Here is a 22,384-nt window from a genome sequence, read left to right on the forward strand (position 1 = left end):
CCCAGCCCGATCACGTACGGCCGCAGCCGCTCCTGAAGCCGACACAGCTCCGCAGCCGTGGATGCCACTTGGCCAGAAACGGAGCGAACTCAAAATCAAGAATATCCAGAGCCAGTTCGTACACCGAGTCCCCCTTGGCGGGAGGAGGCGGGGTCGCGTACCCCTCCAGCGGCTGGCGATACAGATCGAACAGCGTCTTGAGAGAGGTCAGCGCCTCGCGCAGGTTACCGTTGCCGTCCTCCAGGAGCCGCGTGGCCACTCGGGGCGCGGCCTGGAAGAAACATCCGCTGCGCGGCCTGCCGCATGTCCGTCTTGGTGGTGAACGACATCTCGTTGCCAAGCAGGGGCAGCCGCACCTCCGTCAGCTGGGCCGACCGGCGGTACAACTCCAGACCGAGCGCAACGGCGACCCCGATAAGACACCCCACGATGACCGACAGCCGCTGCCCACCGGTCCGGCTGATCGAGTACCCGGCAATCGCGACCACACTGCCGATAACACCGGCCCCCCTCACCACCTGAGTGGTGAAGCGGGCACGGTGGGCGAGGACGACCGACGTCAGTCCCGGAACTCGCGGCGGTTCACGGCTTATCGTGCCGGGCAGGGCGGTGACCTGTACGCACTGCCTCTCGCCCGGCGTGGCCGATGACCGTCACCGAGCTGACCCGGCGCAAGGACGACGGCACCCCCTGCTACTGACCGGACGCGGTACCCCTCACCGCACCTGACCGACGAAGGCGGCCCACGCACTGACCGAGAAAACCAGCGTGGCGCCGCCGGGCCGCTTGCTGTCACGGACGGGCACGAGGGCGGGGAAATTGTCGGCGACCTCGACGCAGTTGCCTTGCCCACCGCTGTAACTGCTGGCGCGCCAAGCCGTTTCCACGGCGGGTGGCTGTATGTGATGGTCCTGACTCATGCTTGGTACTCCTTGGCGATGCGGCGGATCAGCGCGAGCGATTCCGTGGGCGGCAGCGCTGTGGTGCGGGCGTCGTCGAAGAGAGTGCGGTAGTACTCGACCGAGGATTCGCGCTCCATCCAGATGTTGCCGGACGGCGTCTCCGTCAGCACCAGGTCGAGCGACGTCACCTGGGGAAAGCTCAGCAGCAGGTACGGGCCGAACATACCCGAGTGCGCACCGCGCGAGTACGGCAGTACCTGGACGCTGATGTTGGGGCGCTCCGCCATCGCGGCGAGGTGTTCCAGTTGTGCGCGCATCACGCTGGGGCCACCCACATGCTGGCGCAGAACTCCCTCAGCGAGCACCGCCCAGAGCGACATGGGCTCTTCACCAGTAAGCCGCCGCTGACGGGCGAGCCGTACCTGAACGAACTGATCGATCTCCTCGCGCGTCGTCCATGCCCGCGAGGCGACCGTCACCGCCCGGCCGTACTCGGCGGTCTGAAGCAGCCCCGGAACCAGCTGCACTTCATACGTCCGGACACTGTCGCAGATGGCCTCCAGCTCGATCTGATCGCGGTACGGCTCACCCAGTACGGCGGCGTACTGATGCCACCACCCGTCGCGCCGACGCCGGTTGGCCCGCAACGCCATGGCTTGGAGACGGCCGCGAGTCTCCGGATCTTCAACCTGGTACGCCTGCATGAGCGCGTTCAGATCAGGAGCACGGACGGGAACGTGCCCGTTCTCCATCCGGCTGATCTTCCCTTTGGTGCAGTCGAGCAACTCGGCGGCTTCCGCCATGGACACACCCGCGACATCACGCAACCTGCGCAACTCATCGCCCAGTTGGCGTCCAAGCACGGTGGACGGTTTGACGGTAGGCATGTCCGACTCCTACCAGAGGCCGGCCGTGCACACGCGAGGTTTCCCAAAAGAGTGAAACGAGCCCAGTAAGCGTCATGCAATATTGCGCCGATACATATGCTCCTGGTCCCTAAGTGCAGCGCTCCCGTGACTGCACTGCGTGCACTGCACTGCATCGCAGCGACTTGATCAGCAGCTATCGACCCGCAGGGGGCGTAAGGGCAGAAAGCCTGGGCGCGTACGAAGTCACCTTCCGGCTCTCCCGCAGCCACCGCAGCGTCCCGAGAGCCCGGGCGCTGGCACACGCGGTACTCGGCACCTGGGGCATGAACGAAGACATCACGGACTCAGCCGAGCTGATCCTCTCCGAACTGCTCACGAACGCCCTACGCGTTCCCGTACCAAGTGACCGCCAGGTAGGCGTCCGCATCGCACGATCGCCACTGGACGGGCTGCTCAGACTGGAGGTCAGCGACGCGGGCCCAGGCCGCCCTGAAGTACGGACCCCCGACGCCGACGAAACCGGCGGCCGCGGCCTGCTCCTGGTTGAGGCCCTCGCCCACCGCTGGGGCGTCGAGAAACGGGCGAACGGCATCGGCAAGACGGTATGGGCCGAACTGAAGGCCCCGGACATCATCACCGAGCCCCTCACAAAGGAGATCGCGGCAGCCGCAGTACGCCCCGGCCAGACGGTCAAATCGTGGGGCGAGTGGCGCGCGGTGGTCGACGTAACCAGCGAACAGCCCAGCGCAACCGACTCCGTAGTGATCCTGACCCTGGATGAGGGCCCACCCCTGCGCATCCGGGCAACTGAGCCACTCATCGTTCGACAACGGGAGGACGCGTGAGCGCAGTCATCCATTTCATGAACGACTTGGGAGCGCAATCATGGTCGTGACCGCATACATGGCCCGAGGAGGACGTATGAACGCGCAGCACGCCGGCACGCCGCAGGCATCATCGCCGCAGCTCAGGACTGTGGCCGACATCCGCGCCGCACTGAGGGACGGCCGAGGCTTCCCGGGCGGCGCTCCTGGAGGAGCTGGGCTGCCCGAGGGTTCTCGCGGACGAGCGCCAGGGTCACGAGGACGGAGCGGTCAGCGCCCGGTACGTCCACGTGCCGGACACCATGCGCGCGTTCCTCATGGACCAGCTCACCGCGGTCTGGCACGAGTCCCTGGACGACCGGCTGCTCCTCGCCCCGCGCTCCCCGGTCCCGATCCTCGACCGGCTGTTGCAGCAGCGCGCCGCCGAGCGGTGACACCCCGTTTCAGGATCGCACCCAGATGACACCTGGATGCAACGCGGTCAGGGCCGGTCTCCCCGAAAGGAAACCGGCCCTGACCGACACTTACGAAGTCGGGGTGGCGGGATTTGAACCCACGACCTCTTCGTCCCGAAGCAACTTCGGGGACGGTACCGCCTTGATCCGTCGTGCCTCTCACCTGCGCTGATGGTCCGCAGTCGTTCGTGTTCGTCCGCCGTTGTCCGCTGCCGTTGTCACGCAGTTAGACACTCACCGCCGGGCGTCTCGCAGCCAAGATCGGTCGGGGACCTACGTCTCGGGATCGTCCTCGTCCTCTGCCCACTCGACGTCTACATCGGTGTACTGAGCGGACGTTTCCGCCCACCTGTAATCCCAAGTCATGCGGCTGCGCACGGTAGTGACGCTGCCATCGAGGAGTTCCTTCTTGGCGGCCTCGATGGCAGCGCTTACGGCGGCCTCGTAGGCGGCCTTGATTCTTGCTGCGTGGATCTTGCGATCGCCCATCTCGAACTCAAGCGTTACGGTCATGACCTTGGGCGTACTCATGTGTCTTCCCCTCCCACAGGTGGCAGCACCTGACATGTGCCGATCCAAGCACGCTGCGGTATCCGTCGTGGAAGATTCGCGGACTCGCGCTTACCGGTTGATGGGAATTTCGTAGACGATCTCGCAGTGAGCAGCGGGCACGACGATGTCGGCCGTCTCGACCGGCCGCCCTTGGTCGCTGTAGTAGGTCCGCCTGATGTGCGTGATGAGTGCGGCCTTCTGGATGCCGAGTAGAGACGCTTCCTCGGCGGTCGCCTGCCGGGGTTCGGGCTGTTCCACGGCGTGGCTGACGGTGACGCCGATGGCGGCCATGCGGTTCACGACTCCGTCCCCGGCGTGTGGGCCTCCCTCGGGGAGTACGACGAGGGTGCCGGCGGTGAGGTCGTACGGCTCCCAGCTCGTCGACAGCTGCACGGGACGGCCGTCGGCCAGGAACTCGTACGCGGTCCGGACACACAGTGCGCCTTGGTCGACGCCGAGCCGTGCCGCGATGTCCGCGGGGGCCGGCACTTTGGCCTCGGTCCGGCTCTCCCAGTCGCCCAGCTTGCCGACAGCCTTCATGTCCGAGCGGAACGGCGACCCGTTGGGCTGCTCACGCGCCGAGGACCGGACGACGCGCACTCGCTGCCGGGGCTCGGCGACGTAGGTCCCTGATCCGGCGCGGCCTTCCAGCACGCCCTGGGAGATCAGCAACTCCTGTGCCCGCCGCACCACGTTGTCGCCCACGCCGAATTCTTGGCCGATTTGGGCGCGTGAGGGCAGGCGGTCTCCCGGCTCCCACACGTGCTCCGCGATCCGCCGGCGGAGTTCGTCAGCGATGCGGAGATAGGGCGGCTGCTCAAGCATGTAGAAAATCTAGTCCACTAGCTCTAATCTAGTTAACTAGCTTCACTGAAAGTGATCGCCGGTGACGGAGGCTGCCCTGTGCCTGCTTCAGAAGTGAGCGCGGAGGCCATCGCAGCGCGGTTATCGGCTGCCGGGCTCGCCACACGCGTGGAGGAGCACGTCCGGCACACGGCGATTGAGGCGGAGGTACCGGAACAGATCTCCGCCGAGTCATGGCTGGAAGCGCTGGAAGCGGTGGCTGAGGCCGACCGCTTCGGCCTTCTGGCTACCAGCCTGGACGCCCGCACCCTGTGGGCGGTCGTACGCAAAGCGGTCCCCACGACGGGCGATGTCGGGGGACCGAGCCATCAGCGATAGGAGCTGAGCAGCGTGCTCAACCGTATCCGCCGAGCCTTCTCCCTCACCAGAGGCCGGCACTCCTCCAAGGGCAGGCACCGCCGCCCCTTAACGCCTTCCCGGCCGCAGACCGCTCCCGTGGGTGCTGACGCGTCGACGGTTGTTCTGAGGCAGGTCCTCGACGGCGCGAGTCACCGTTACTGGCTCATCGGCGAGGACAACGCGCTCGTCCGCCCGTATGTGCTGGCTTGGGAAAGGCATACGCGACGACACCCGACGTCGGTCGTTGCTCCCTACCTGCCGACCGACGTGCGGTCGCCTCTCCTGGGGGCTCGCTGATGTCTCTTCCACGACGAACCCCCACCGCGGATCCCTCACTCACGCCCTACCGATCGACCGTTTGCTGGATCGGCACGCACCACGAGTGCGCGGTGTCGTCCCCGGCTCTGGCACCGGTCGACATTCCGGTGATCTACGAGGCGTGCGACTGCCCGTGCCACTTGGTGCCCGCCAAGTGCGGGCCTGCGGAGGTGGGGCAGTGAACGGTTGTGCGGCCGGTGGCACGCCGGCATACGACATCAGGACCACAGGAGGGCAGGCGTGGGAATGATGACACATGACGAATTGAGACTGCTCCCGTGGGCGGGGGCAGACGGCAAACCGTGCTACCTGAGCACCGCTGATAGAGACGGCTTCATGTCCCGCCTGGCAGATCACGTCGAGGAGATGCAGCTGAGCATGGCGGCCGAGCTGCAGGAGCAAGCCTTGCAGATGCTTGATGACAAGCACGTGGAAGCGGAGCGACTGCGCCTTGTCGTTGGGGAGCTGTCGGGCGCCTTGCAGGACGTGGTGCGTGTGGCGACAAGTCGCGGACATCGAATGCTGCATCCCACACAAACCTGACAGGAAAATATGATCCGTCGACGACGGAATCCATGGGGCGCGGGAAATGTTCGACAAGGTCGATATTTCCCGCGTCGTCTTGGGGGCTACCGTATGGCGTATCGACGCAACTCTGGCCGCTAGTTTTCTGTCGGGGACCTGAGGCGTCTGCGCAGAGTCCAGGTTCGCTCGCCATAAAATCCTATTCGGTTGGGACTACCAGACTCCCTGTGTCGGCCACTGTCGGCGACTCACTGTCTGTTCGAATATCCTCCACCCGCGAAATAAAATCTCTATGAGCTCGGAGAGTATCGTCCAAGAGCTCGTGCCATCCTCGAATATTGATCCGGTGATCATTTTGCATCGAGGACAGTGACACACTGCTTAGCTTGTCCGTGTGGTCCACGATAAATGTTAGCTTGCGGATAGGGAACTGCAATCCTAGCGTTGGATTCTCGTTAAGGAACGAGTCTAGATCGGTCAAGTAGTTGACTGCTCTCAGGTATTCCTCGTTCGACAAGTGATAATTCATCCTCTTAATTTCAACGATCCACAGCGTTCCCGAGTCGTGGAGTAGTACGAAATCCGGCTCTCGGCGATGGCGATTGATGGCTGTTGTGACTAGTGCGACGCCTTCCTTTTTGAAATACCACGACTCGAATGATTTCCTGACACGCTCCAAGGATTCGTTCATGCCGAGTGGAGTCCACTCTGGCGCCAGTAGCCAGGGAGCTTGCTCCAAAAGTTCCTGGAGAGGCTGCTCTAGAGTTGCCCCGTCATCGATTAGAGAGGAAAGACGGTTCACGACTTCGATTCGCTCTGATGCCACTTGCCCGAGAGAATACATCTCGGCAATGCGCGCTTTCTGGAACAGACCCAAGACGATGTCGAGAGGACTGCTCGAATCGGCGGCAACCTCATGCAGAGCCTCAAGAAGCGTCTTGTGGGGACCGATGGTCTTCGCTAGCTGGACGATCTTTTCGGCGTGCTCGGGATTGGACACTGACTCCCGATCGCGGTCCGACACGAGGAGGCGCGCCGCCTGTTTGACCGAATCCTGGTAAGCCTTGTCTCCGGGGGCCTCTACCTCTAGGCGGGTGGCGATGTTGGATGTTTCTTCGAAGTCTTTCCAAGTTTGTTTCGAAAGTGCAGTCTTTCCGCGCTTCGCAAGTTCACGGATCACTGCTTGCCCCCACCTCTTCAGGGCATCGCCAGCCTCAGAACTCCAAATGATGTCTTGACGGTCGGAGCGAATCAAGTCCTCGGTCTCGTCCAACCATTCTGCATGGATTTCTCCGACGAGGTAAGAGCGGATACTGTACTCTCCGTGGAATCCTGCAGGGATACCGAAATCCCGAGTTTGGGAAACGATTTTTCCTCGCGAGAAGATTCTCACTCCCGCCATAGCCTCGTCCTTGTATGGCTTGCGAGTGTAGGCGAGCCATCCGGAAATCGGCAGTTTTTCCCCTGCTTCCGTCTCGACACAGCGATCGTCAAGAATCATTTTGGTCTCATCTAGGATTTCGATATCTAGTTCACCGAGATGGAGGGATTCGGTGAAAAGTGACTCCTCGGTATTATGGAGTTCTACGTCCCAGTCGATGCGTTGAATGCCGAAACGTGCAGATAGTTGCCTGTGAAGTTCTTGACCCGTGGGGACTTTTTTGCGACGGAAGTCGCGCAGCTTTATCGTGGTCCCGTGTTTGGGTGCCCACGTTCCGTTAAGGGGGCCGGGCGTAGGGTGATAAACGTCGTGGGTGTCATCCAAGATGTCATTTAGGGAAAGGATTAGATGAGCTACTTCGTAGCCCTTATCTGTTTTAGCTCCTCCGGCCGTGAGTACTTCCACGGTCTCACAGATTCCGAAGGGGGCGAGTTTCCCGATACCCTTTCGCCCCATAACCGGCCTGTTTTTATGCAGAGATGAATCTTTACCGAAACGCTTCCGTCTATCCGATCCGACCGTGAGGTAGTTGCTATTGACTTCGGCGGCCGTCATTCCGTGACCGTCATCGGTAATTGAGATTTCGTAGGGGCCGACTGGTGCTGCGCCGGGCTTGGCTGCAAGAAACACGCCCCACGGAAGGTGCACCTTCACATTCTCAGCGTCAGCGTCATAGGCATTTGCGATGACTTCTGCGAGAACGGCCGAAACCCTGTCGTACATCCTGATGCCTAGTTTGTCGACTGTTAGTCGACTGATGTGCATCGCGTACGGCTTGCCCGAGTTGGTGGCGGAAGGTGATGAAAGTCCATCATGTGTCTGTACCGGCTGGGAGGGGACGGCGCTGAACAGCGCCCCCTCGTCAGCCCCTTGGCTCTCGTCCCCGCGTCTGTTGTGCTGTGCCACCCTGTCCACCCCTCCCGTGAATGACCGGCGTCTGTGAGTGATGTTTGGTCACCTACAGGGCACACAGTGTGATCTAGTGTCGGCCAACGCGCCAGGGATACGGGTGCATTGATGCCTCTGCAGGGTTAAGATCACTCACATGCTCAGACCCAGTGCTATCGACCTCTTTGCTGGGGCCGGAGGTGCTACTCGGGGCCTACGGGACGCCGGCCTCAACGTCCTTGCTGCTGTCGAGAACGACCCGGAGGCGTCGGAGACGTACCGGCGGAACCATCCCAGGGTGAAGCTGATAAATGCCGACATTCGGCAAGTTAATCCAGTTGGTCTCTTGAGCTCACTAGGCCTAGAACCGGGCCAGTTGGGCCTTCTGAAGGCCTGCCCTCCATGTCAGGGCTTCTCCAGTCTTGCTAAGGGTGCAGTTGACGAGGATCGAAACGACCTAGTTCTTGATGTCGTTAGGTTCGTGAAAGTATTTCGCCCCAAAATCCTGCTTTTGGAAAACGTTCCTGGGCTTCAGCGCGACTCTCGGCTCTCTGCTCTAGTCGCCCAACTGGGCGCCGTTGGCTATCTGTTTCGCGGCATGTCGCTAGATGCGACGAGCTTCGGTGTTCCGCAGCGGCGTAAGCGATTTATTCTCTTCGGTGTCCGTTCGGATTTGGAGTTCTCGGAAGACGAAGATCTTCTCCGTCTGTTGCCTGCAGCGTTCACCACGACCCGGCGTACGGCGCGGCATGCGTTGGATCATCTGAAGCGTTACCGGCGTGACAATGATCCATTGGATACGTATCGCGTTAGCAGTCCTGCTGTGCGGCAGAGGATCGAGGCGATCCCCGTAAATGGCAACAGATTTGACCTTCCAGTTGAGCATCAACTGGAATGTCATCGGAAGCTGAAAGTGCGCTCTGCGGCTAGTTCTTACGGTCGCATCAAACTGGATGAGCCGGCGCCCACGATGACAACTCGCTGTACTACCCCGGCTTGCGGAACGTTCGTGCATCCTACCGAACATCGAGGCCTCACTCTGAGGGAAGCGGCCACGTTCCAGACGTTCCCGGTGAGCTACGTGTTCTGTGGTAATTACGGGTCGATTGAGCGGCAGATTGGTAATGCGGTACCAGTTCGGATGGCCAAGGGGCTTGGCTTGATCGCTCTCTCTATCATTCAGAGGCAGGCGAAGGTGTCAATGAAGGGGCAGGCGTAAGTACCCTCTGTGCTGAGTAAGGGCAATCGCCATTGTCGGTTACTGAGCTTGTTCAGCGTAGCCACCGGCCGGGTGATGGCCTCGGTGCCGCCCACAACGGAGAGGGACCTGTTCCGTTGGGTGAGATGTTCGGCATATCGGCCTGTCGGCGCAGGGGCTCTGTCTCCAAAAATGAGGTTGTGGTTAGAGTGGCGAGCGATGTTGCCAGCGCACTGTTCGAGTGCGGGGTAGGTGCGGGTCAACTAACGTTCCCCTTGCCCGACATCTCCAGGCTCTGGGTTGACGGCCGGGAGAGCTCGGCTTCGTGTGCTGGTCGGTGACCGTGGTGGTGTGCGTTGTTCCCGGTACGGTTCACTCGGTCTCTCTGGTGGTGTCGGCCTGGCCCACGTGTGGCCGCTCGGGGGCGAGGGCGCGGACGGTAAGGTCTATCTGCTGTGTCATGACTGTCATCTGTTCAAGACGGCTGAGGGCTTTTCGTCCGTTCCCACGCTCCGCTGATGTGCACCAGTCCGGCACCAATAGCCAAGAAGGCCACTCCGAGCCACGCAATGGGGTTGTTCGGGATGTTATGCACGCTCACGTCGACTCCGTCCGGGTGGAGTTCGAATGCATGACTGTGTGAGCGATCGTGAGCGCTGCCACGCGTGTTCCTGGTCATGGACGCAGGACACCGTGTTTTCTGGAGTACGTCAAATTCGCAGATATCAGGACACTTGAATTGGTGTAATGGGTAGTTTTGTCTATGAGGTGCAAGCTCCGCGCTGTGCTCTGTCTTTGGCTGCTCAACGCAGCATCACCGGGACGTGAGCCACGCGGCGAGTCCGCTACCCGTGGCAGTGGCGACAGACGCCACCACCCACCCAGGGACACGCTGAATGATCAGGTGTAGTCCGCCGCCGCGGAGTTCGAAAGTGGGACGCGTGGTCTCTGGGGTGTTCTGCATGGCTAGGAGAATCACATGCCTTCCAGCCTTTGTGTGGGTTCTGGCATTTCAGCACAGCGGCACCCCGCGACGTGGTAGAAGCCTAGATTTCTCTACGTCCTCGTACGATCTGTGATCGGTGTGAATCGGTCAGTGATGAAGGGGTTTCTTGATGTGCCTGCAGATCATCGATGTCTCGGACGTACCAATCACCTGAGCTTCCATCCCGTCCGCCGTCGACCCACACACCGTGGAGCGGGCGTGGTTCAGGGCGTCAAGGTGGAGCGCGCAACTGTACGAACGACCTTGACGCCCTGGGCCGCGTCCGCTCGGCTCTGCCTGGGTCGGCGGTGGACGGGATGGGAGCTCCCCACGCACGCCATCCACGGGTCCGCAGTCGGCGACGGTGCCCCCTCCATCCCGGTGCCGGCCGATCCCCCGCCGGAGGCATCGCCCTGACCGCACGCCGCTCTGTGCGGTGATCGACTCATACACCCCGGCGCTTCTACTTCGTGGGCGCGCGTCGGCGCAGCGCGGGCGGAGCGGGCCGAAGGCAGGAGCGGCGCCCGCGGCGGAGCCGGGAGCGCGCCCGGCGAAGCGGAGCGCAGCTGCTTGATCAAGTAGGGAAAGTTCTACCGCGTTTGAGCTCGGGCTGATCGTCGGCGCTTCGTCTGTCTACTCCCGTGAGTAGTCCACGGCTACAGTTGTGGTGGTCGACATAACAGGACGACAGGGAGCGTGCTCACCGGATGGGACCCAAGTCGGAGCGGGTCTACCGCACGATTCGTGAGTGGATCGCTGCGGGCAGGTACTCGCCAGGTTCCAAGCTCCCGTCCGAGCGGACTCTGTCGGAAGAGCTGGAGATCGGCCGTACGGCCCTGCGTCAGGTGCTGGCCAAGCTCGTTGCTGAGGGCGTCGTCGAGGTCCACGGCCGGAGCTCCTACCGGGTGCCGGATCGGTCCGTGTCCACGGAGGCGCCGGCCGATGTGGAGCCCTGGCAGATCCATGGTGAGCGGACGCTGTATGACAACCGCTGGGTGAAGCTGAGCCTCGTTGACGTTGAGCCGCCCGGCGTCGACCGCTTTGAGCACCACGTGGTGAAGCTCCACCACGTGGCCATCGCCGCGATCATCGACGACCAGGACCGTGTGCTCATGATGTGGCGGTACCGGTTCGTCCCCGATTCCTTCGGCTGGGAGCTCCCCGGCGGCATCGTCGACCCCGGTGAGGAACCGCTTCAGACTGCCCTGCGTGAGGTCGAGGAAGAGACCGGCTGGCGGCCGAACGACCTGGAGCATGTGGTCACGTACCAGCCCATGGTCGGTATGGTCGACTCGCCGCATGAAATCTTCGTCGGGCATGGAGCGAAGCTCGTCGGTGAGCCGACCGATCTGGAAGAGGCCGGGCACATCGCCTGGGTGCCTCTGTCCGACATCCCTGGGCTGATGGCCCGTGGTGAGCTGATGGGCTCGGGGACCTTGGTTGCCCTCCTTCACGTGCTCGCTTCGCGGGGCGCCAGCACCTCGCCTACATCCGTTGCGTGAGCTGCTCGATGCGGCGGCGGTGACGTACTGATCCGGTCCGGCTCGCCACCAGTCGGGCCTGCCGCAGGTGCTTCTGAGCCTCGCCGTACTCGCCGCGGGCCAGGTGGGCCTGGGCCAGGTCGCAGCGGAGTCCCGCTGATGCCCTGATGAACGTGGGGTCCGTGGTCTCCAATGCGGCGTACAGGCTGCCCACCGCTTCGGCGTCGCCGACCAGGGCGAGTGCGCTTCCGCGCCACCTGGTGAGGTGGCCTTCGTTGAGGAAGATGCTCAGCATGTCGGGGTCTCGGGGGTCTTCTCCTGCGGGCAGGTGCCGCATCGCACGTTCGAGGGCTCGTCGGCAGTCGTCGGGGAGTCCGGCTCGGGCGCAGATCTCCGCTTCGGCTGCGTAAAGCCATGCCCGGAGGCGCGGCGACATGCTCTGTCCGCCGAGTCGTTGTGCCTCTCGGACCAGGTGGACGGCTGTCTCGGGGCGTCCGGCGTCGCAGAGTACGTATGCCTGCTCGGCGGTGGCGTGTGCGAGGTACATGGGTTCCTCGGCCTCCTGGGCGGCGCGCTTGCCCAGCTCGTAATGCCGCCAGGCTCGCTCCACCGCGCCGACGTCCAGGGCCTGCCAGGCTGCCAGGGTCGCCGCTCCGGCCAGGGCCAAGGCGACCGGGCGGCGGGTCTCCGGGAGTACCGCGAAGGTGAGGGCGTCTTCGAGTCGCGACAGGTGGGCGGTCATCTCGTCGACCAGGCTCGCGGCGCCCATCTGCCGGTCGATGGTCCGGAGTAGTTCGGTCTGGTCCATGAACGTCTTGACCATGGTCAGGCTGACGTTGCGGGCCTCGTCGATGCGGCCGATCAGCTCGTCGTATCCGTCGGCCGGGGTGAGGGCCGGCGGCGACTGGGGTGCGCCGGTTAGTTCGGCGTCGGTGACTCCGAGCAGGGCGCGGAGGATCTTGGCGTAGCGGCTGGAGATCGTGCGGCGGCCGTTCTCCCACTCCGATACGTACACTCGCAAACTCGCGGTTGAGGCGACGGTCAGCATGTGCTGGCGCGCATGGCGTTCGATCTCCCGCACCAGACGTTCTTGCGACCATTCCCGTGCCGTCCGTGCTGCCCTGAGTCCACTCATCGCGTACTGCCGCTCCACGTTGGGGTGTTGAGCCGTAACAGCAGCATGCCTCACATCGTCGCAGGTCGACAGGGGTTAACGGGGTTGGTGTTAACCCCTGTTGGCTACCGGATCGTTGCTCGGCGCGCTTCTCTAGAAGTGTCGCAGGCAGGCAAGTTGAAGCGCCGGACCGGCGACCGTGCTTGACAACTGGTGCGCACCAGATGCAACCTTCTGGTGCGCACCAGAAGGAAGCGCGGCATCATCCGCCGCTTTGCTGCGGCATGCCATCACTGTTCAGGAGCGGCGACCCACCGCCAAGCAAGTACGCCGCTCCCGCCCTTGGAAGGGACCTCCATCATGCGTCAGATCCCCGTCGACACGTCCGCCGCCACCGTCATGGTTGCCAAGCCCGCGCAGTCCAAGGTGCGTGACCGCCGTACCGGTGAGATCGCCTTGGACGCGGACGGCACGAAGCTGATGACCGTGGACGTGATGTTCGCGGCCAACGACGAGGTTGAGATTCTGTCCGTCACCGTCCCGGAGACGGGTATCTCCGGTGAGTTGGTCATGGGTACCCCGGTCGCGCTCACGGGGCTTGTCGCCCGGCCATGGGAGAACGAGTTCAACGGTCAGAAGCGGCACGGGATCGCCTTCCGCGCGGTCGCCGTGACCTCGCTGGCCGCTGCGGGCTCGAAGGCGGCCTGACCATGACCACCTGGTTCATGGTCGCCGTGCTGGTGGTCGCTGCCGCTGCGGGTCTCCTGCGGTGGCGGCGCCCCGCCTGGTACTGGCTGTCCTTCGGCGTCACCCTCGCCACGCTGCGGGTCCTGGTCCGGTACACGTCGGTGATGGACGCGTGCGGGCTGACCGTCCCGCCGGCCCGCTGGCGGCTGGCACTGGCTCGGATGACCGGCCGGGAAGCTCCGGAATTCCGGGCACCGCGCATCCTGCGGCTGCGTCCGACCCGGACCGGCCTGGTGCTGCGGCTCAAGCTCAGGCCCGGACAGGACGCCTTCGACGTCGCCGCCGCCACCGACCGGCTCCGCCACTCCTTCGGCCTCTACGGCGTCACCTCCCGCGAAATCCGCTCCGGGGTCGTCGAACTGCGCATGACCGGATACGACGTGCTGAAGCGGGTGCAGATGCCCGCCAAGCTCGACACCCGGCCGATGCGCGTCCCGGTCGCCCTGCGGGAGGACGGCTCGGTGCACTACCGCGACTACCGGGCCGTGCCGCACGGGCTGACCCTCGGCGCCACGGAGTCCGGTAAGTCGGTCTACCAGCGCAACCTGGTCGCCGGGCTCGCCGCGCAAGACGTGGCCCTCGTCGGGATCGACTGCAAGCAAGGGGTGGAGCTGTTCCCGCTGGCCCGGCGGTTCTCCGCGCTGGCCGACGACCCCGATACCGCCCTGGAACTGCTGGAGGCACTGGTCGGGCACATGGCGGACGTCTATCAGCTCATCCGCGCCGAACAGCGCATCAGCGTCGCCGTGCCGGATGCGGAGATCGCCTCCGACATCTGGGACCTGCCCGAGCATCTGCGACCGGTGCCGGTCGTGGTCCTGGTCGACGAGGTCGCCGAACTCGCCCTGTACGCCTCCAAGGACGAGGAGAGACGACGGGACCGGATCATCACCGCGCTGGTCCGCCTCGCCCAGCTCGGCCGCGCCGCCGGCATCTACCTGGAGATCTGCGGGCAGCGCTTCGGCTCCGAACTCGGCAAGGGCATCACCATGCTCCGCGCCCAGCTCACCGGCCGCACCGCACACCGCGTCAACGACGAGACCTCGGCGAACATGGCCTTCGGCGACATCGCTCCTGACGCTGTCCTGGCCGCGATCCAGATCCCCGCCGAGACGCGCGGGCTGGCCATCGCCGGGGACTCGACCGGCGGCTGGCACCGTACCCGCGCCCCGCACACCTCGCTGCGCGACGCCGTGAACATCTGCAACAGGCACGCCCACCGCACCCCCGACGTGCCCGCCCTGGCGTCCTTCCGTCCGGCCGTCGCCGCGGTGCCCTCGGTTCGGGTCCGGCTGTCCAAGACAGCCCCCGCCACCGCCTGACTCTCTTCCCTCTCTCCGGTCGGCGTGACCGTCCTCGCGCCAGGTCCCTACCCCTCCCATGCCTGACGACAGAAAGGGAACCGTGATGGCCCGCCCCGCTCTCCGCGTCGACGCCGTCCTGGTCCAGGCCGTCATCGCCGGGGCGCTGTCCTTCGCCCACCTCCACGACCTCGCCGCCGCTGCCGGACAGGACGGCTGGAAAGCCTGGGCCTACCCGATCAGCGTCGACCTGCTCCTGGTCGCCGCCTGGCGCCGACTGCGCACCGACGGACCGACTCGGCTGGCCTGGTGCTGGTTCGTCATCGCCCTCGTCGCCTCCCTCGGTGCCAACGTCGCCACCGCCGGTCTCCTCGACCTGACCGCCGTCCCGGCCTGGCTGCGCATCCTCGTCGCCGCCTGGCCCGCGCTGGCCTTCATGGGCGGCACGCTCCTCGCCCACACCACCGCCCACCCCGAGCCGGAAGCGCCGGCCTACCCCGACCCGGCACCCGAACCCCCGGCCGTCGGCGTCGACCGGGAGACCGTGCCCGCGTCTGCGCCCGTGCCCGCGCCCGTGGCGGTCGACGCCGAAGAACCCCCGGCGGCGCTTCCCGCCCCCGACTCTCAGCCCGCCCCGGTACCGCCCGCGACGGACACCCCGCCGGTCCCGGCCGCGCTCGTCGACCACGCCCGCAAGATCGCCGCCGACCACGAGCAGCGGACCGGCGCCCCGATCGACTCCGACACCCTCCGCGCCCGCCTCGGCGTCCCGCCCCAGCTCGCCGACGCCATCGCCGCCCAACTCGCCTGACTGATCGGAAGGAAGGCACCACCCATGACCCGTGACCCCGCCGACCTGACCGCCGCCGACCACCTCGACGCCGCCCGTGAGATGAACGCCGCCGGCCGCCCCTACCTCGCCCACCTCCTCGCCGAGGAAGCCGCCCGCCGCACCACCCGCCCGGCCACCGCCGCCGCCATCCGCGCCACCTACCCCGACCCCACCACCAGCCGAACGGAGATCGACTGACATGCCCGCCCGCGACCACTTCCACTCCGTGATGCGCATCGGCCCGGTGCAGATCGGCACCCACCGCGACCGGCACGGCCGCACCGCGCACGCTGCCGTGTGCACCAACGACAGCTGCGGCTGGTCCGCTGACTACTCCAGCCGCTCCGCCGCCCAGCTCGCCGCCCGCACCCACCGCTGCCGCATCAACTGACCGGAGGTTCTGCCATGGACGTCCCGCTCTGGTTCGCCCTGCTCTGCGTCGGAGTCCTCGGCGTCAAGCTCATCCGCCCGCCCTGGTGGCTCATCGCCGTACTCCTCCTCGGCGGCTACCTCCTCGCCGACAGCCTCCTGGCCCCCGTCATCGACACCGCCGTCAAGTAACCCGCACGCCCACCCGGAAGGAGAACCGTTCATGCTCCGGCCCAAGCTCCCGACCATGCCCCAGCCGACCGGCCCGGCCACCCCGCCTGCTGCTACCACCGTCGTCGAACCGACCACCATCACGCCCGGCACCCCGGCCCCGCCGCCGGCCCCCGCCGCCCCGGTCTCGTCCCGGCCGGTCGTGCAGCTCACACCCGGCACCGCGCTCGCCCTCGTCGGCGGCGGTACCGCCGTGGTCCTGGTCGTCGGCGCCGTCCTGGTCTCCATGCTCCTGGCCGTCGCCATCACCGGCGCCTCGGTCGCCGTCTGCGCCGTCGTTCTGCGCTCCCTGCTCAACACCGACGCCAAGCGTCACTGACCGGCCCCCGGGCGGCTCCGATACCGCCAAGCATCCGCCGCCCGGGCGCCGTCCCCACCCGATCCCGAAGGAACCGGAAGGAAGCCCCCAGCATGCCGCAGCCCACCCGCCCGGCACCCCGCATCTGCCCCAACTGCGACGGCTTCGCCTCCGTCGCCATCACCACCGGCGGACGCACCCCGCACGGCCACCTGCGCACCATCACCGCCGACTGCCGGGCCTGCCACGGCACCGGCACCCGCCCCGCCCCCGCCCCCGCCCGCCGCAACCGGGAGGGCGCTCGTGTCTGACCTGCTCGACCCGATCACCCTCGGCGACCTGCTGAGGGTGGCTTCGGCCCCCGACTACCACCGGTGGGAAGACCAGATCCGCCGCACCGGCGGCTGCGCCGACCCCGTCCACCTCACCGGCTGGACCACCCACAAGGACAAGACCACCGGCGCCACCCTGCACCACTACTCGACCGCCACCGAGCCGGGCGGACGCCTCCGCCTCGCCTGCGGCAACCGCCGCGCCTCCCGCTGCCCGGCCTGCGCCCGGACCTACGCCGGAGACACTTACCACCTCATCCGCGCCGGCCTCGCCGGAGACGACCGCCGCGACATCCCCGCCACCGTCCGCGACCACCCCCGCGTCTTCACCACCCTCACCGCCCCCTCCTTCGGCCCGGTTCACAACCGCCCCGACCACGGCACCTGCCGCTGCGGCACCGCACACGCCCCGGACGCCCCCGAACTGGGCACCGCCCTCGACCCGGCCACGTACGACTACACGGGCGCCGTCCTCTTCAACAACCACGCCGGACAGCTCTGGCAGCGCTTCACCAACCGCCTCCGCCGCGAGATCGCCGCCCGCGCCGGCCTCACCCAACGCGAACTCAAAGAGGCCGCCCGCCTCTCCTTCGGCAAGGTCGCCGAGTTCCAGAAACGCGGCGCCATCCACTTCCACGCCATCATCCGCATCGACGGCCCCGACGGACCGGACTCCGCCCCGCCGTCCTGGGCCACCGTGCAGCTCCTCGACGACGCCGTACGCGCCGCCGCCGCGCACGGCTACACCTCGGTCTCCGCCCCGGCCGCCGCCGACCAGCCCGCCCGCACCTTCCGCTGGGGCCGACAGCTCGACGTACGACCGGTCAAGGCGTTCGGAGACGGCTCCGACCTGACCGAACAGGCCGTCGCCTCCTACGTCGCCAAGTACGCCACCAAAGCCGCCGAGAACACCGGCACCCTCGACCGCCGCATCGGCGAACTCGCCGAACTCGACCGCCACGACGTCCCCGACCACACCCGCCGACTGATCACCGCATGCCGCGACCTGGACCCGCTGTACCCGGACCGGCGGCTCTGGGCCTGGGCCCACATGCTCGGCTTCCGCGGCCACTTCTCCTCCAAGTCCCGCCGCTACTCGACCACCCTCGGCGCCCTGCGCCAGGCACGCGCCGACTTCCGCGCCGAGCAGGAGCGCGCGGCTCTCGGCATCGACGTCGACGACCAGGCGCCGGACACCGTGCTCGTGCTGGCGGACTGGCAGTACGGCGGCCACGGCCACACCCCCGGTGAAACCGTCCTCGCCGCGACCATCGCGCGGGACCTGCAACTCAACCGTGAGACAGCCCGCGAAGCCCTACGCGAGCAGCTCGCCGAGGAAGGAGCCGCAGCATGACCACCGTCACCCCGGAACTGCTGACCGTGCCGGAAGTCATGATGCGACTCAGGCTCGGACGCTCCACGGTCTACGACCTGATCCGCTCCGGGCGGCTCGTCTCCATCACCGTCGGCCGCTCTCGCCGCATCCCCGTCGATGCCCTGCGCGACTTCATCACCCGTGAGATCAAGGAAGCTGCCTGATGGCCAAGCGTCGTAGCCGTGGTGACGGCGGCCTGCACTGGGACGAGAAGAGACAGCGCTGGATCGCCACGGCGAACCTGGGCTTCGATCCGAGCGGCAAGCGGATCGTGAAGCGGGGGAGTGGCAAGACCAAAACAGAGGCGAAGAACAAGCTGAAGGAGGTGCTGCGGGACCACGAGGACGGTCTCGCCATCGCTCCCACCAACTACACGGTCAAGGACGCGGTGACGGACTGGCTCACCTACGGGCTGGCCGGCCTCGACCCCAGCACCGTAGAGACGACCACGCTCCTGAGCCAGAAGCACGTCATCCCGTCACTCGGCGCTCGGAAGCTCCGCGACCTCAGTGCGGAGGACGTAGACCGCTGGTTGGCCATCAAGGCCAGGACGCTCAGCACCCGTACTCTCCAGTCGCTCCATTCCTACCTGAACCGTGCGGTCAAGCGGGCCATGGCGCGGGACAAGGTGAAACGCAATGTCGTTAAGCTGTGCTCCGTTCCCCAGGGGCAAGCGGGGCGTCCGTCCAAGGCGCTCACGTTCGTACAGGCTGAGGCGGTGCTCAAGGGGGCTGAGGGGACCTCGATGTACGCGTACATCGTCGTCGCGCTGCTGACCGGTGCCCGTACCGAGGAGCTGCGAGCGCTCACCTGGGACCACGTCTTCCTCAAGGGGCGTCCGGAGTTCGATCCGCCGCAGCCTCCGCACATCGCCGTGTGGCGCTCGGTCCGGCGGAGCGGGGACACGAAGACCCGGAAGTCTCGGCGCACCCTCGCTCTGCCGGCGCGCTGCGTCGAAGCGCTCTGGCAGCAGTTCGAAGATCAGGGCTGGGATCGGCTCGCCGCTGACGACAAGTGGGAGGAACACGGGCTCGTCTTCTCCTCGGCCGTCGGCAAACCGCTCGACGCTGCCAACGTCCGGCGTGCCTTCCGCCAGGCGCTCAAGGGCATCGACGGGATCGACGCCGACGAGTGGACGCCCCGGGAGCTCCGGCACAGCTTCGTCTCGCTGCTCTCCGACCGTGGCGTTCCGCTGGAGGAGATCTCCCGGCTCGTCGGGCACTCCGGTACGGCCGTGACCGAGGAGGTCTACCGGAAGCAGATCCGGCCCGTGATCCAGACCGGCGCCGTGGTCATGGACGGCATCTTTAAGCACGCACCGGAGCGGTAGTCACGCAGATAGACACGCACACGAAACAGATCAGGCAGCTACTGAATTCAGTAGCTGCCTGATCTGCTGTTTCTCTGTCGGGGTGGCGGGATTTGAACCCACGACCTCTTCGTCCCGAACGAAGCGCGCTGCCAAGCTGCGCCACACCCCGAGTGTCGTCGCTGTCGCGGCGACGTCGTTTACTTTAGCCCACCGCGCGCCGGAGACGAAATCCGATTCAGCAGGGGCGGCGGAGGGGGTTCGGGCGGGCGTGGTCCAGGGCGACCAGGAGGACGGCCAGGGCGTAGAGGGCGAGGCCGAGGAGGAGGGCGTTGCCGAGAACGCCCTTGTAGCCGTGCTGGTCGATGTCGAGGAAGGGGTAGAGGTAGCGGGCCGTGCTGTGGGGGAGGAGGAGTTCGCCTCGGGTGAGGGAGAAGGCCAGGTAGGCCAGGGGGTACAGCATCCAGCCGGCGGTCTGGCGCAGGCGCAGGCGGCCGGGGACGGTGAGGAAGAGCCAGTCGGCGATCGCGGCGAGGGGGAGCGCGGTGTGGAGGATGTGGGTGGCCACGGCGTGCCAGCCGGTGGGGGCCTCAGGGAGGGCGAAGGGGCTCGCCTGGTTGGTCAGGAGAAGGTGGTGCACCAGGGCCGCGGACACCGTGTAGAGCAGGGCCGCTCCGGTCAGGGCGGACGGCAGGGGACGGGCGGCGGTCCAGGCTCGGCGGGCCGAGAGGGTGAGGACCGCGGCCAGCAGGATGCCGCTCTGGACGGTGAAGTGGCTCAGCGGGCGGGTGGTGGGGCCGGCGAGGCTGAGTTCGATGCCGACGCCCGTTACCGCCAGTAGGGCCGTCAGCAGGCGGAAGGTGGCCGCCAGCGGGCGGCGTATCGGCGTCACCACGGCCGTGGCCGGGACCGGTGAGGGCAGCAGCGCGGGCGGGCCCGGGACCGCGGGCAGGTCCGGGATGTCCCTGGGTATCGGTGCGGTCATGCCCTCACGGTAGGGAAAGGGGGGATATGGGGCGATGTGGGTGCGCTGACTGGGTTACCCCAGCCCCGCCCTTGTGCCGACCCGCCCCGTGCCCTATCCCCGCCCCACCAGCGTCAGCAGCGTCGCCTCCGGGGGGCAGGCGAAGCGGACCGGGGTGTAGCGGTTGGTGCCGCAACCCGCCGAGACGTGGAGGTAGGACGTGCGGCCCTGGGCCGTGTGCGTGGAGAGGCCCTTCACGCGGTCGGTGTCCAGGTCGCAGTTGGTGACCAGGGCGCCGTAGAACGGGACGCAGAGCTGGCCGCCGTGGGTGTGGCCGGCCAGGATCAGGGGGTAGTCGTCGGCGGTGAAGGAGTCCAGGACCCGTAGGTACGGCGCGTGCACCACGCCCATCGAGAAGTCCGCCGCGCCGGACGGGCCGCCCGCCACCTCCGCGTACCGGTCCCGCTTGATGTGCGGGTCGTCCAGGCCGGTCAGCTCGATCGACACGCCCTCGACCTTGAGGGTGCCCCGGGTGTTGGTCAGGTTCAGCCAGCCGGCGGCGTCGAAGGTGTCGCACAGGTCCTCCCACGGGTTGTGGACGACGTCGACGGCCGGCGGGTTGCCGTTGAGGCCGTGCCGGCCCTGGAGTTTCTCGACCAGGTAGCGGGCGGGGTTGCGGAGCCGGGGGCCGTAGTAGTCGTTGGAGCCGAAGACGTACGCGCCGGGGAACTCCATCAGGGGGCCGAGCGCGTCCAGGACCTCGGGGACGCCTTCGGGGTCGGAGAGGTTGTCCCCGGTGTTGATCACGAAGTCGGGGCGCAGGCCGGCCAGCGAGCGCAGCCAGCGCTGCTTCTTGCGCTGGCCGCCGACCATGTGGATGTCGGAGACCTGGAGGACGCGCAGCGGGCGCATGCCGGAGGGCAGGACGGGGACCGTCGCCCGCCGCAGGCGGAAGGAGCGGGCTTCGAAGCCCGCGGCGTAGACCAGACCGGCGGCGCCAGCCGCCGCGATGGACAGGGGCACTCCGTATCGCGCGCGCATACGGACATCGTGTCAGATCGCGGAGCGGGGTCGTGCCCGCCTGTGGACAAGTCCGGTGTGGACAAGTCCGGTGTGGACAAGTCCGGTGTGGACAAGTCCGGTGTGGACAAGTCCGGTGTGGACAACTCCGGTGTGGACGACTCCGGTGCGCCCGGCCGTCGCTACCCGTCGTCCGCCGCCCGCCGCCCGCCGCCGCCCGCCGTCGTCCGCCGTCGTTCGCCACCCGGCTACCCGCCACCATCGCCGTCCCCGCCACCCCCCGATATAGACAGGCACCCGCCCCCACGCACCTGCGACAATCGACGGCATGACCACCCTCAAGTCGAAGCTTCAGGACGACCTCAACGCCGCGATCAGGAAGCGTGACGAGCTGCGCTCCGCCACGCTCCGGCTGACGCTCACCGCGATCACCAAGGAGGAGGTCGCGGGGGAGACCAAGCGCGAGCTGTCCGACGACGAGGTGCAGCAGGTGATCGCCCGGGAGGCGAAGAAGCGCCGGGAGGCGGCCGAGGCGTTCGCGCAGGGCGGCCGGGCCGAGAGCGCCGAGCGCGAGAAGGCCGAGGGCGAGGTGCTCGCCGCCTACCTGCCCAAGCAGCTCGGCGACGACGAGCTGGACGTGATCGTCGCGCAGGCCGTCCAGGAGGCCAAGGCGGCCGGAGCCGAGGGGCCGCGGGCCATGGGCGCCGTCATGAAGATCGTGAACCCGAAGGTGGCCGGGCTGGCCGAGGGCGGCCGGGTCGCCGCCGCGGTGAGGAAGCACCTGGCCGGCTGAGCGGGCCGACAAGAGACGGACGGACGGGCGGGCCGTCACTCCCGGGGGAGTGACGGCC

At 66.5% G+C, this 22,384-nt stretch carries 27 protein-coding genes and 1 tRNA gene; 18 read left to right on the plus strand and 10 right to left on the minus strand.

Going from position 1 to position 22,384, the window contains the following annotated elements; translation table 11 throughout:
• Positions 1-10: 10 nt before the first annotated feature.
• The 3 genes from ACTT8P_RS02085 to ACTT8P_RS02095 all read right to left on the minus strand — a co-directional run bounded on the left by ACTT8P_RS02085 (position 11) and on the right by ACTT8P_RS02095 (position 1,789).
• Positions 11-259 (minus strand): hypothetical protein, encoded by a 249-nt coding sequence (locus tag ACTT8P_RS02085; RefSeq protein WP_442829745.1) that lies wholly within the window; start codon positions 257-259, stop codon positions 11-13.
• Between the two features lie 457 nt (positions 260-716).
• On the minus strand, positions 717-920 hold the full coding sequence (locus ACTT8P_RS02090) for a DUF397 domain-containing protein (RefSeq protein ID WP_442829746.1): 204 nt from the start codon (positions 918-920) through the stop codon (positions 717-719).
• Positions 917-1,789, minus strand: a complete 873-nt coding sequence (locus ACTT8P_RS02095; protein ID WP_442829747.1) for a helix-turn-helix domain-containing protein — start codon at positions 1,787-1,789, stop codon at positions 917-919. The genes ACTT8P_RS02090 and ACTT8P_RS02095 overlap by 4 nt, the downstream gene beginning before the upstream one ends.
• A 164-nt stretch (positions 1,790-1,953) precedes the next feature.
• Between ACTT8P_RS02095 and ACTT8P_RS02100 the strand changes: the two genes are divergently transcribed.
• Positions 1,954-2,616 carry an ATP-binding protein gene (locus ACTT8P_RS02100; protein WP_442829748.1) on the plus strand — a complete coding sequence of 221 codons (663 nt, stop codon included), beginning with the start codon at positions 1,954-1,956 and terminating at the stop codon, positions 2,614-2,616.
• Positions 2,617-2,885: 269 nt separating this feature from the next.
• Complete coding sequence (locus ACTT8P_RS02105; protein WP_442829749.1) at positions 2,886-3,029, plus strand: hypothetical protein; 144 nt, start codon at positions 2,886-2,888, stop codon at positions 3,027-3,029.
• 294 nt (positions 3,030-3,323) lie between these two features.
• On the opposite strand, the gene ACTT8P_RS02110 is transcribed toward ACTT8P_RS02105, so the two are convergent.
• Both ACTT8P_RS02110 and ACTT8P_RS02115 read right to left on the minus strand, forming a co-directional pair.
• Positions 3,324-3,581, minus strand: a complete 258-nt coding sequence (locus tag ACTT8P_RS02110; RefSeq protein ID WP_442829750.1) for a hypothetical protein — start codon at positions 3,579-3,581, stop codon at positions 3,324-3,326.
• A gap of 90 nt (positions 3,582-3,671) precedes the next feature.
• Complete coding sequence (locus ACTT8P_RS02115; RefSeq protein ID WP_442829751.1) at positions 3,672-4,427, minus strand: GntR family transcriptional regulator; 756 nt, start codon at positions 4,425-4,427, stop codon at positions 3,672-3,674.
• Positions 4,428-4,505: 78 nt separating this feature from the next.
• Here ACTT8P_RS02115 and ACTT8P_RS02120 point away from each other — a divergent pair, with 78 nt between their 5' ends.
• The gene (locus ACTT8P_RS02120; RefSeq protein ID WP_442829752.1) at positions 4,506-4,784 is read left to right on the plus strand and encodes a hypothetical protein; all 279 of its coding nucleotides are present in this window, start codon (positions 4,506-4,508) and stop codon (positions 4,782-4,784) included.
• A gap of 675 nt (positions 4,785-5,459) precedes the next feature.
• Positions 5,460-5,666, plus strand: coding sequence for a hypothetical protein (locus ACTT8P_RS02125; RefSeq protein ID WP_442829753.1), 207 nt, complete (start codon positions 5,460-5,462; stop codon positions 5,664-5,666).
• Between the two features lie 181 nt (positions 5,667-5,847).
• Here ACTT8P_RS02125 and ACTT8P_RS02130 read toward each other — a convergent pair whose 3' ends face one another.
• Entirely contained in the window at positions 5,848-7,995 is a 2,148-nt protein-coding gene (locus ACTT8P_RS02130) for an ATP-binding protein (protein WP_442829754.1), read from the minus strand.
• Positions 7,996-8,134: 139 nt separating this feature from the next.
• Here ACTT8P_RS02130 and ACTT8P_RS02135 point away from each other — a divergent pair, with 139 nt between their 5' ends.
• Positions 8,135-9,196, plus strand: a complete 1,062-nt coding sequence (locus ACTT8P_RS02135) for a DNA cytosine methyltransferase (protein ID WP_442829755.1) — start codon at positions 8,135-8,137, stop codon at positions 9,194-9,196.
• A gap of 1,671 nt (positions 9,197-10,867) precedes the next feature.
• Complete coding sequence (locus ACTT8P_RS02140; protein WP_442829756.1) at positions 10,868-11,662, plus strand: NUDIX domain-containing protein; 795 nt, start codon at positions 10,868-10,870, stop codon at positions 11,660-11,662.
• Here the strand turns inward: ACTT8P_RS02140 and ACTT8P_RS02145 are convergent.
• On the minus strand, positions 11,646-12,656 hold the full coding sequence (locus ACTT8P_RS02145; RefSeq protein ID WP_442829757.1) for an XRE family transcriptional regulator: 1,011 nt from the start codon (positions 12,654-12,656) through the stop codon (positions 11,646-11,648). The two genes, ACTT8P_RS02140 and ACTT8P_RS02145, sit on opposite strands and share 17 nt — an antisense overlap.
• Positions 12,657-13,115: 459 nt before the next feature.
• Between ACTT8P_RS02145 and ACTT8P_RS02150 the strand changes: the two genes are divergently transcribed.
• From ACTT8P_RS02150 to ACTT8P_RS02200, 11 genes are all read left to right on the plus strand, one after another.
• Positions 13,116-13,463: an SCO3933 family regulatory protein gene (locus ACTT8P_RS02150; protein ID WP_442829758.1), complete on the plus strand. Its 348-nt coding sequence runs from the start codon at positions 13,116-13,118 to the stop codon at positions 13,461-13,463.
• A 2-nt stretch (positions 13,464-13,465) separates the two neighbouring features.
• A complete protein-coding gene (locus ACTT8P_RS02155; RefSeq protein WP_442829759.1) occupies positions 13,466-14,824 on the plus strand; it encodes an FtsK/SpoIIIE domain-containing protein in 1,359 nt (452 codons plus the stop codon).
• Between the two features lie 85 nt (positions 14,825-14,909).
• Positions 14,910-15,614 carry a DUF2637 domain-containing protein gene (locus ACTT8P_RS02160; protein WP_442829776.1) on the plus strand — a complete coding sequence of 235 codons (705 nt, stop codon included), beginning with the start codon at positions 14,910-14,912 and terminating at the stop codon, positions 15,612-15,614.
• 24 nt (positions 15,615-15,638) lie between these two features.
• Positions 15,639-15,833: a hypothetical protein gene (locus ACTT8P_RS02165; protein WP_442829760.1), complete on the plus strand. Its 195-nt coding sequence runs from the start codon at positions 15,639-15,641 to the stop codon at positions 15,831-15,833.
• A 1-nt stretch (position 15,834) separates the two neighbouring features.
• Positions 15,835-16,026, plus strand: a complete 192-nt coding sequence (locus tag ACTT8P_RS02170; RefSeq protein WP_426551802.1) for a mobile element transfer protein — start codon at positions 15,835-15,837, stop codon at positions 16,024-16,026.
• Between the two features lie 14 nt (positions 16,027-16,040).
• Positions 16,041-16,196 carry a hypothetical protein gene (locus tag ACTT8P_RS02175; RefSeq protein WP_011030192.1) on the plus strand — a complete coding sequence of 52 codons (156 nt, stop codon included), beginning with the start codon at positions 16,041-16,043 and terminating at the stop codon, positions 16,194-16,196.
• A gap of 31 nt (positions 16,197-16,227) precedes the next feature.
• Complete coding sequence (locus ACTT8P_RS02180) at positions 16,228-16,554, plus strand: SpdD-like protein (RefSeq protein WP_442829761.1); 327 nt, start codon at positions 16,228-16,230, stop codon at positions 16,552-16,554.
• Positions 16,555-16,646: 92 nt separating this feature from the next.
• On the plus strand, positions 16,647-16,844 hold the full coding sequence (locus tag ACTT8P_RS02185; RefSeq protein ID WP_442829762.1) for a hypothetical protein: 198 nt from the start codon (positions 16,647-16,649) through the stop codon (positions 16,842-16,844).
• Positions 16,837-18,219, plus strand: coding sequence for a replication initiator protein RepSA (repSA, locus tag ACTT8P_RS02190; protein ID WP_442829763.1), 1,383 nt, complete (start codon positions 16,837-16,839; stop codon positions 18,217-18,219). The genes ACTT8P_RS02185 and repSA overlap by 8 nt, the downstream gene beginning before the upstream one ends.
• A complete protein-coding gene (locus ACTT8P_RS02195) occupies positions 18,216-18,404 on the plus strand; it encodes a helix-turn-helix domain-containing protein (RefSeq protein ID WP_442829764.1) in 189 nt (62 codons plus the stop codon). The genes repSA and ACTT8P_RS02195 overlap by 4 nt, the downstream gene beginning before the upstream one ends.
• Positions 18,404-19,570, plus strand: coding sequence for a site-specific integrase (locus tag ACTT8P_RS02200; protein ID WP_442829765.1), 1,167 nt, complete (start codon positions 18,404-18,406; stop codon positions 19,568-19,570). Before ACTT8P_RS02195 ends, ACTT8P_RS02200 begins: the two co-directional genes overlap by 1 nt.
• A gap of 77 nt (positions 19,571-19,647) precedes the next feature.
• On the opposite strand, the gene ACTT8P_RS02205 is transcribed toward ACTT8P_RS02200, so the two are convergent.
• The 3 genes from ACTT8P_RS02205 to ACTT8P_RS02215 all read right to left on the minus strand — a co-directional run bounded on the left by ACTT8P_RS02205 (position 19,648) and on the right by ACTT8P_RS02215 (position 21,554).
• A tRNA-Pro gene (locus tag ACTT8P_RS02205) sits at positions 19,648-19,721 on the minus strand.
• 66 nt (positions 19,722-19,787) lie between these two features.
• Positions 19,788-20,534 (minus strand): Pr6Pr family membrane protein, encoded by a 747-nt coding sequence (locus ACTT8P_RS02210; protein ID WP_442829766.1) that lies wholly within the window; start codon positions 20,532-20,534, stop codon positions 19,788-19,790.
• Between the two features lie 93 nt (positions 20,535-20,627).
• Positions 20,628-21,554 (minus strand): metallophosphoesterase, encoded by a 927-nt coding sequence (locus tag ACTT8P_RS02215; protein WP_442829767.1) that lies wholly within the window; start codon positions 21,552-21,554, stop codon positions 20,628-20,630.
• A 307-nt stretch (positions 21,555-21,861) separates the two neighbouring features.
• Here ACTT8P_RS02215 and ACTT8P_RS02220 point away from each other — a divergent pair, with 307 nt between their 5' ends.
• Positions 21,862-22,326: a GatB/YqeY domain-containing protein gene (locus ACTT8P_RS02220; protein WP_442829768.1), complete on the plus strand. Its 465-nt coding sequence runs from the start codon at positions 21,862-21,864 to the stop codon at positions 22,324-22,326.
• Positions 22,327-22,384: the final 58 nt, after the last annotated feature.

Origin of the sequence: Streptomyces sp. JW3, from assembly GCF_052216785.1 — a bacterium.
GTDB lineage: Bacteria > Actinomycetota > Actinomycetes > Streptomycetales > Streptomycetaceae > Streptomyces.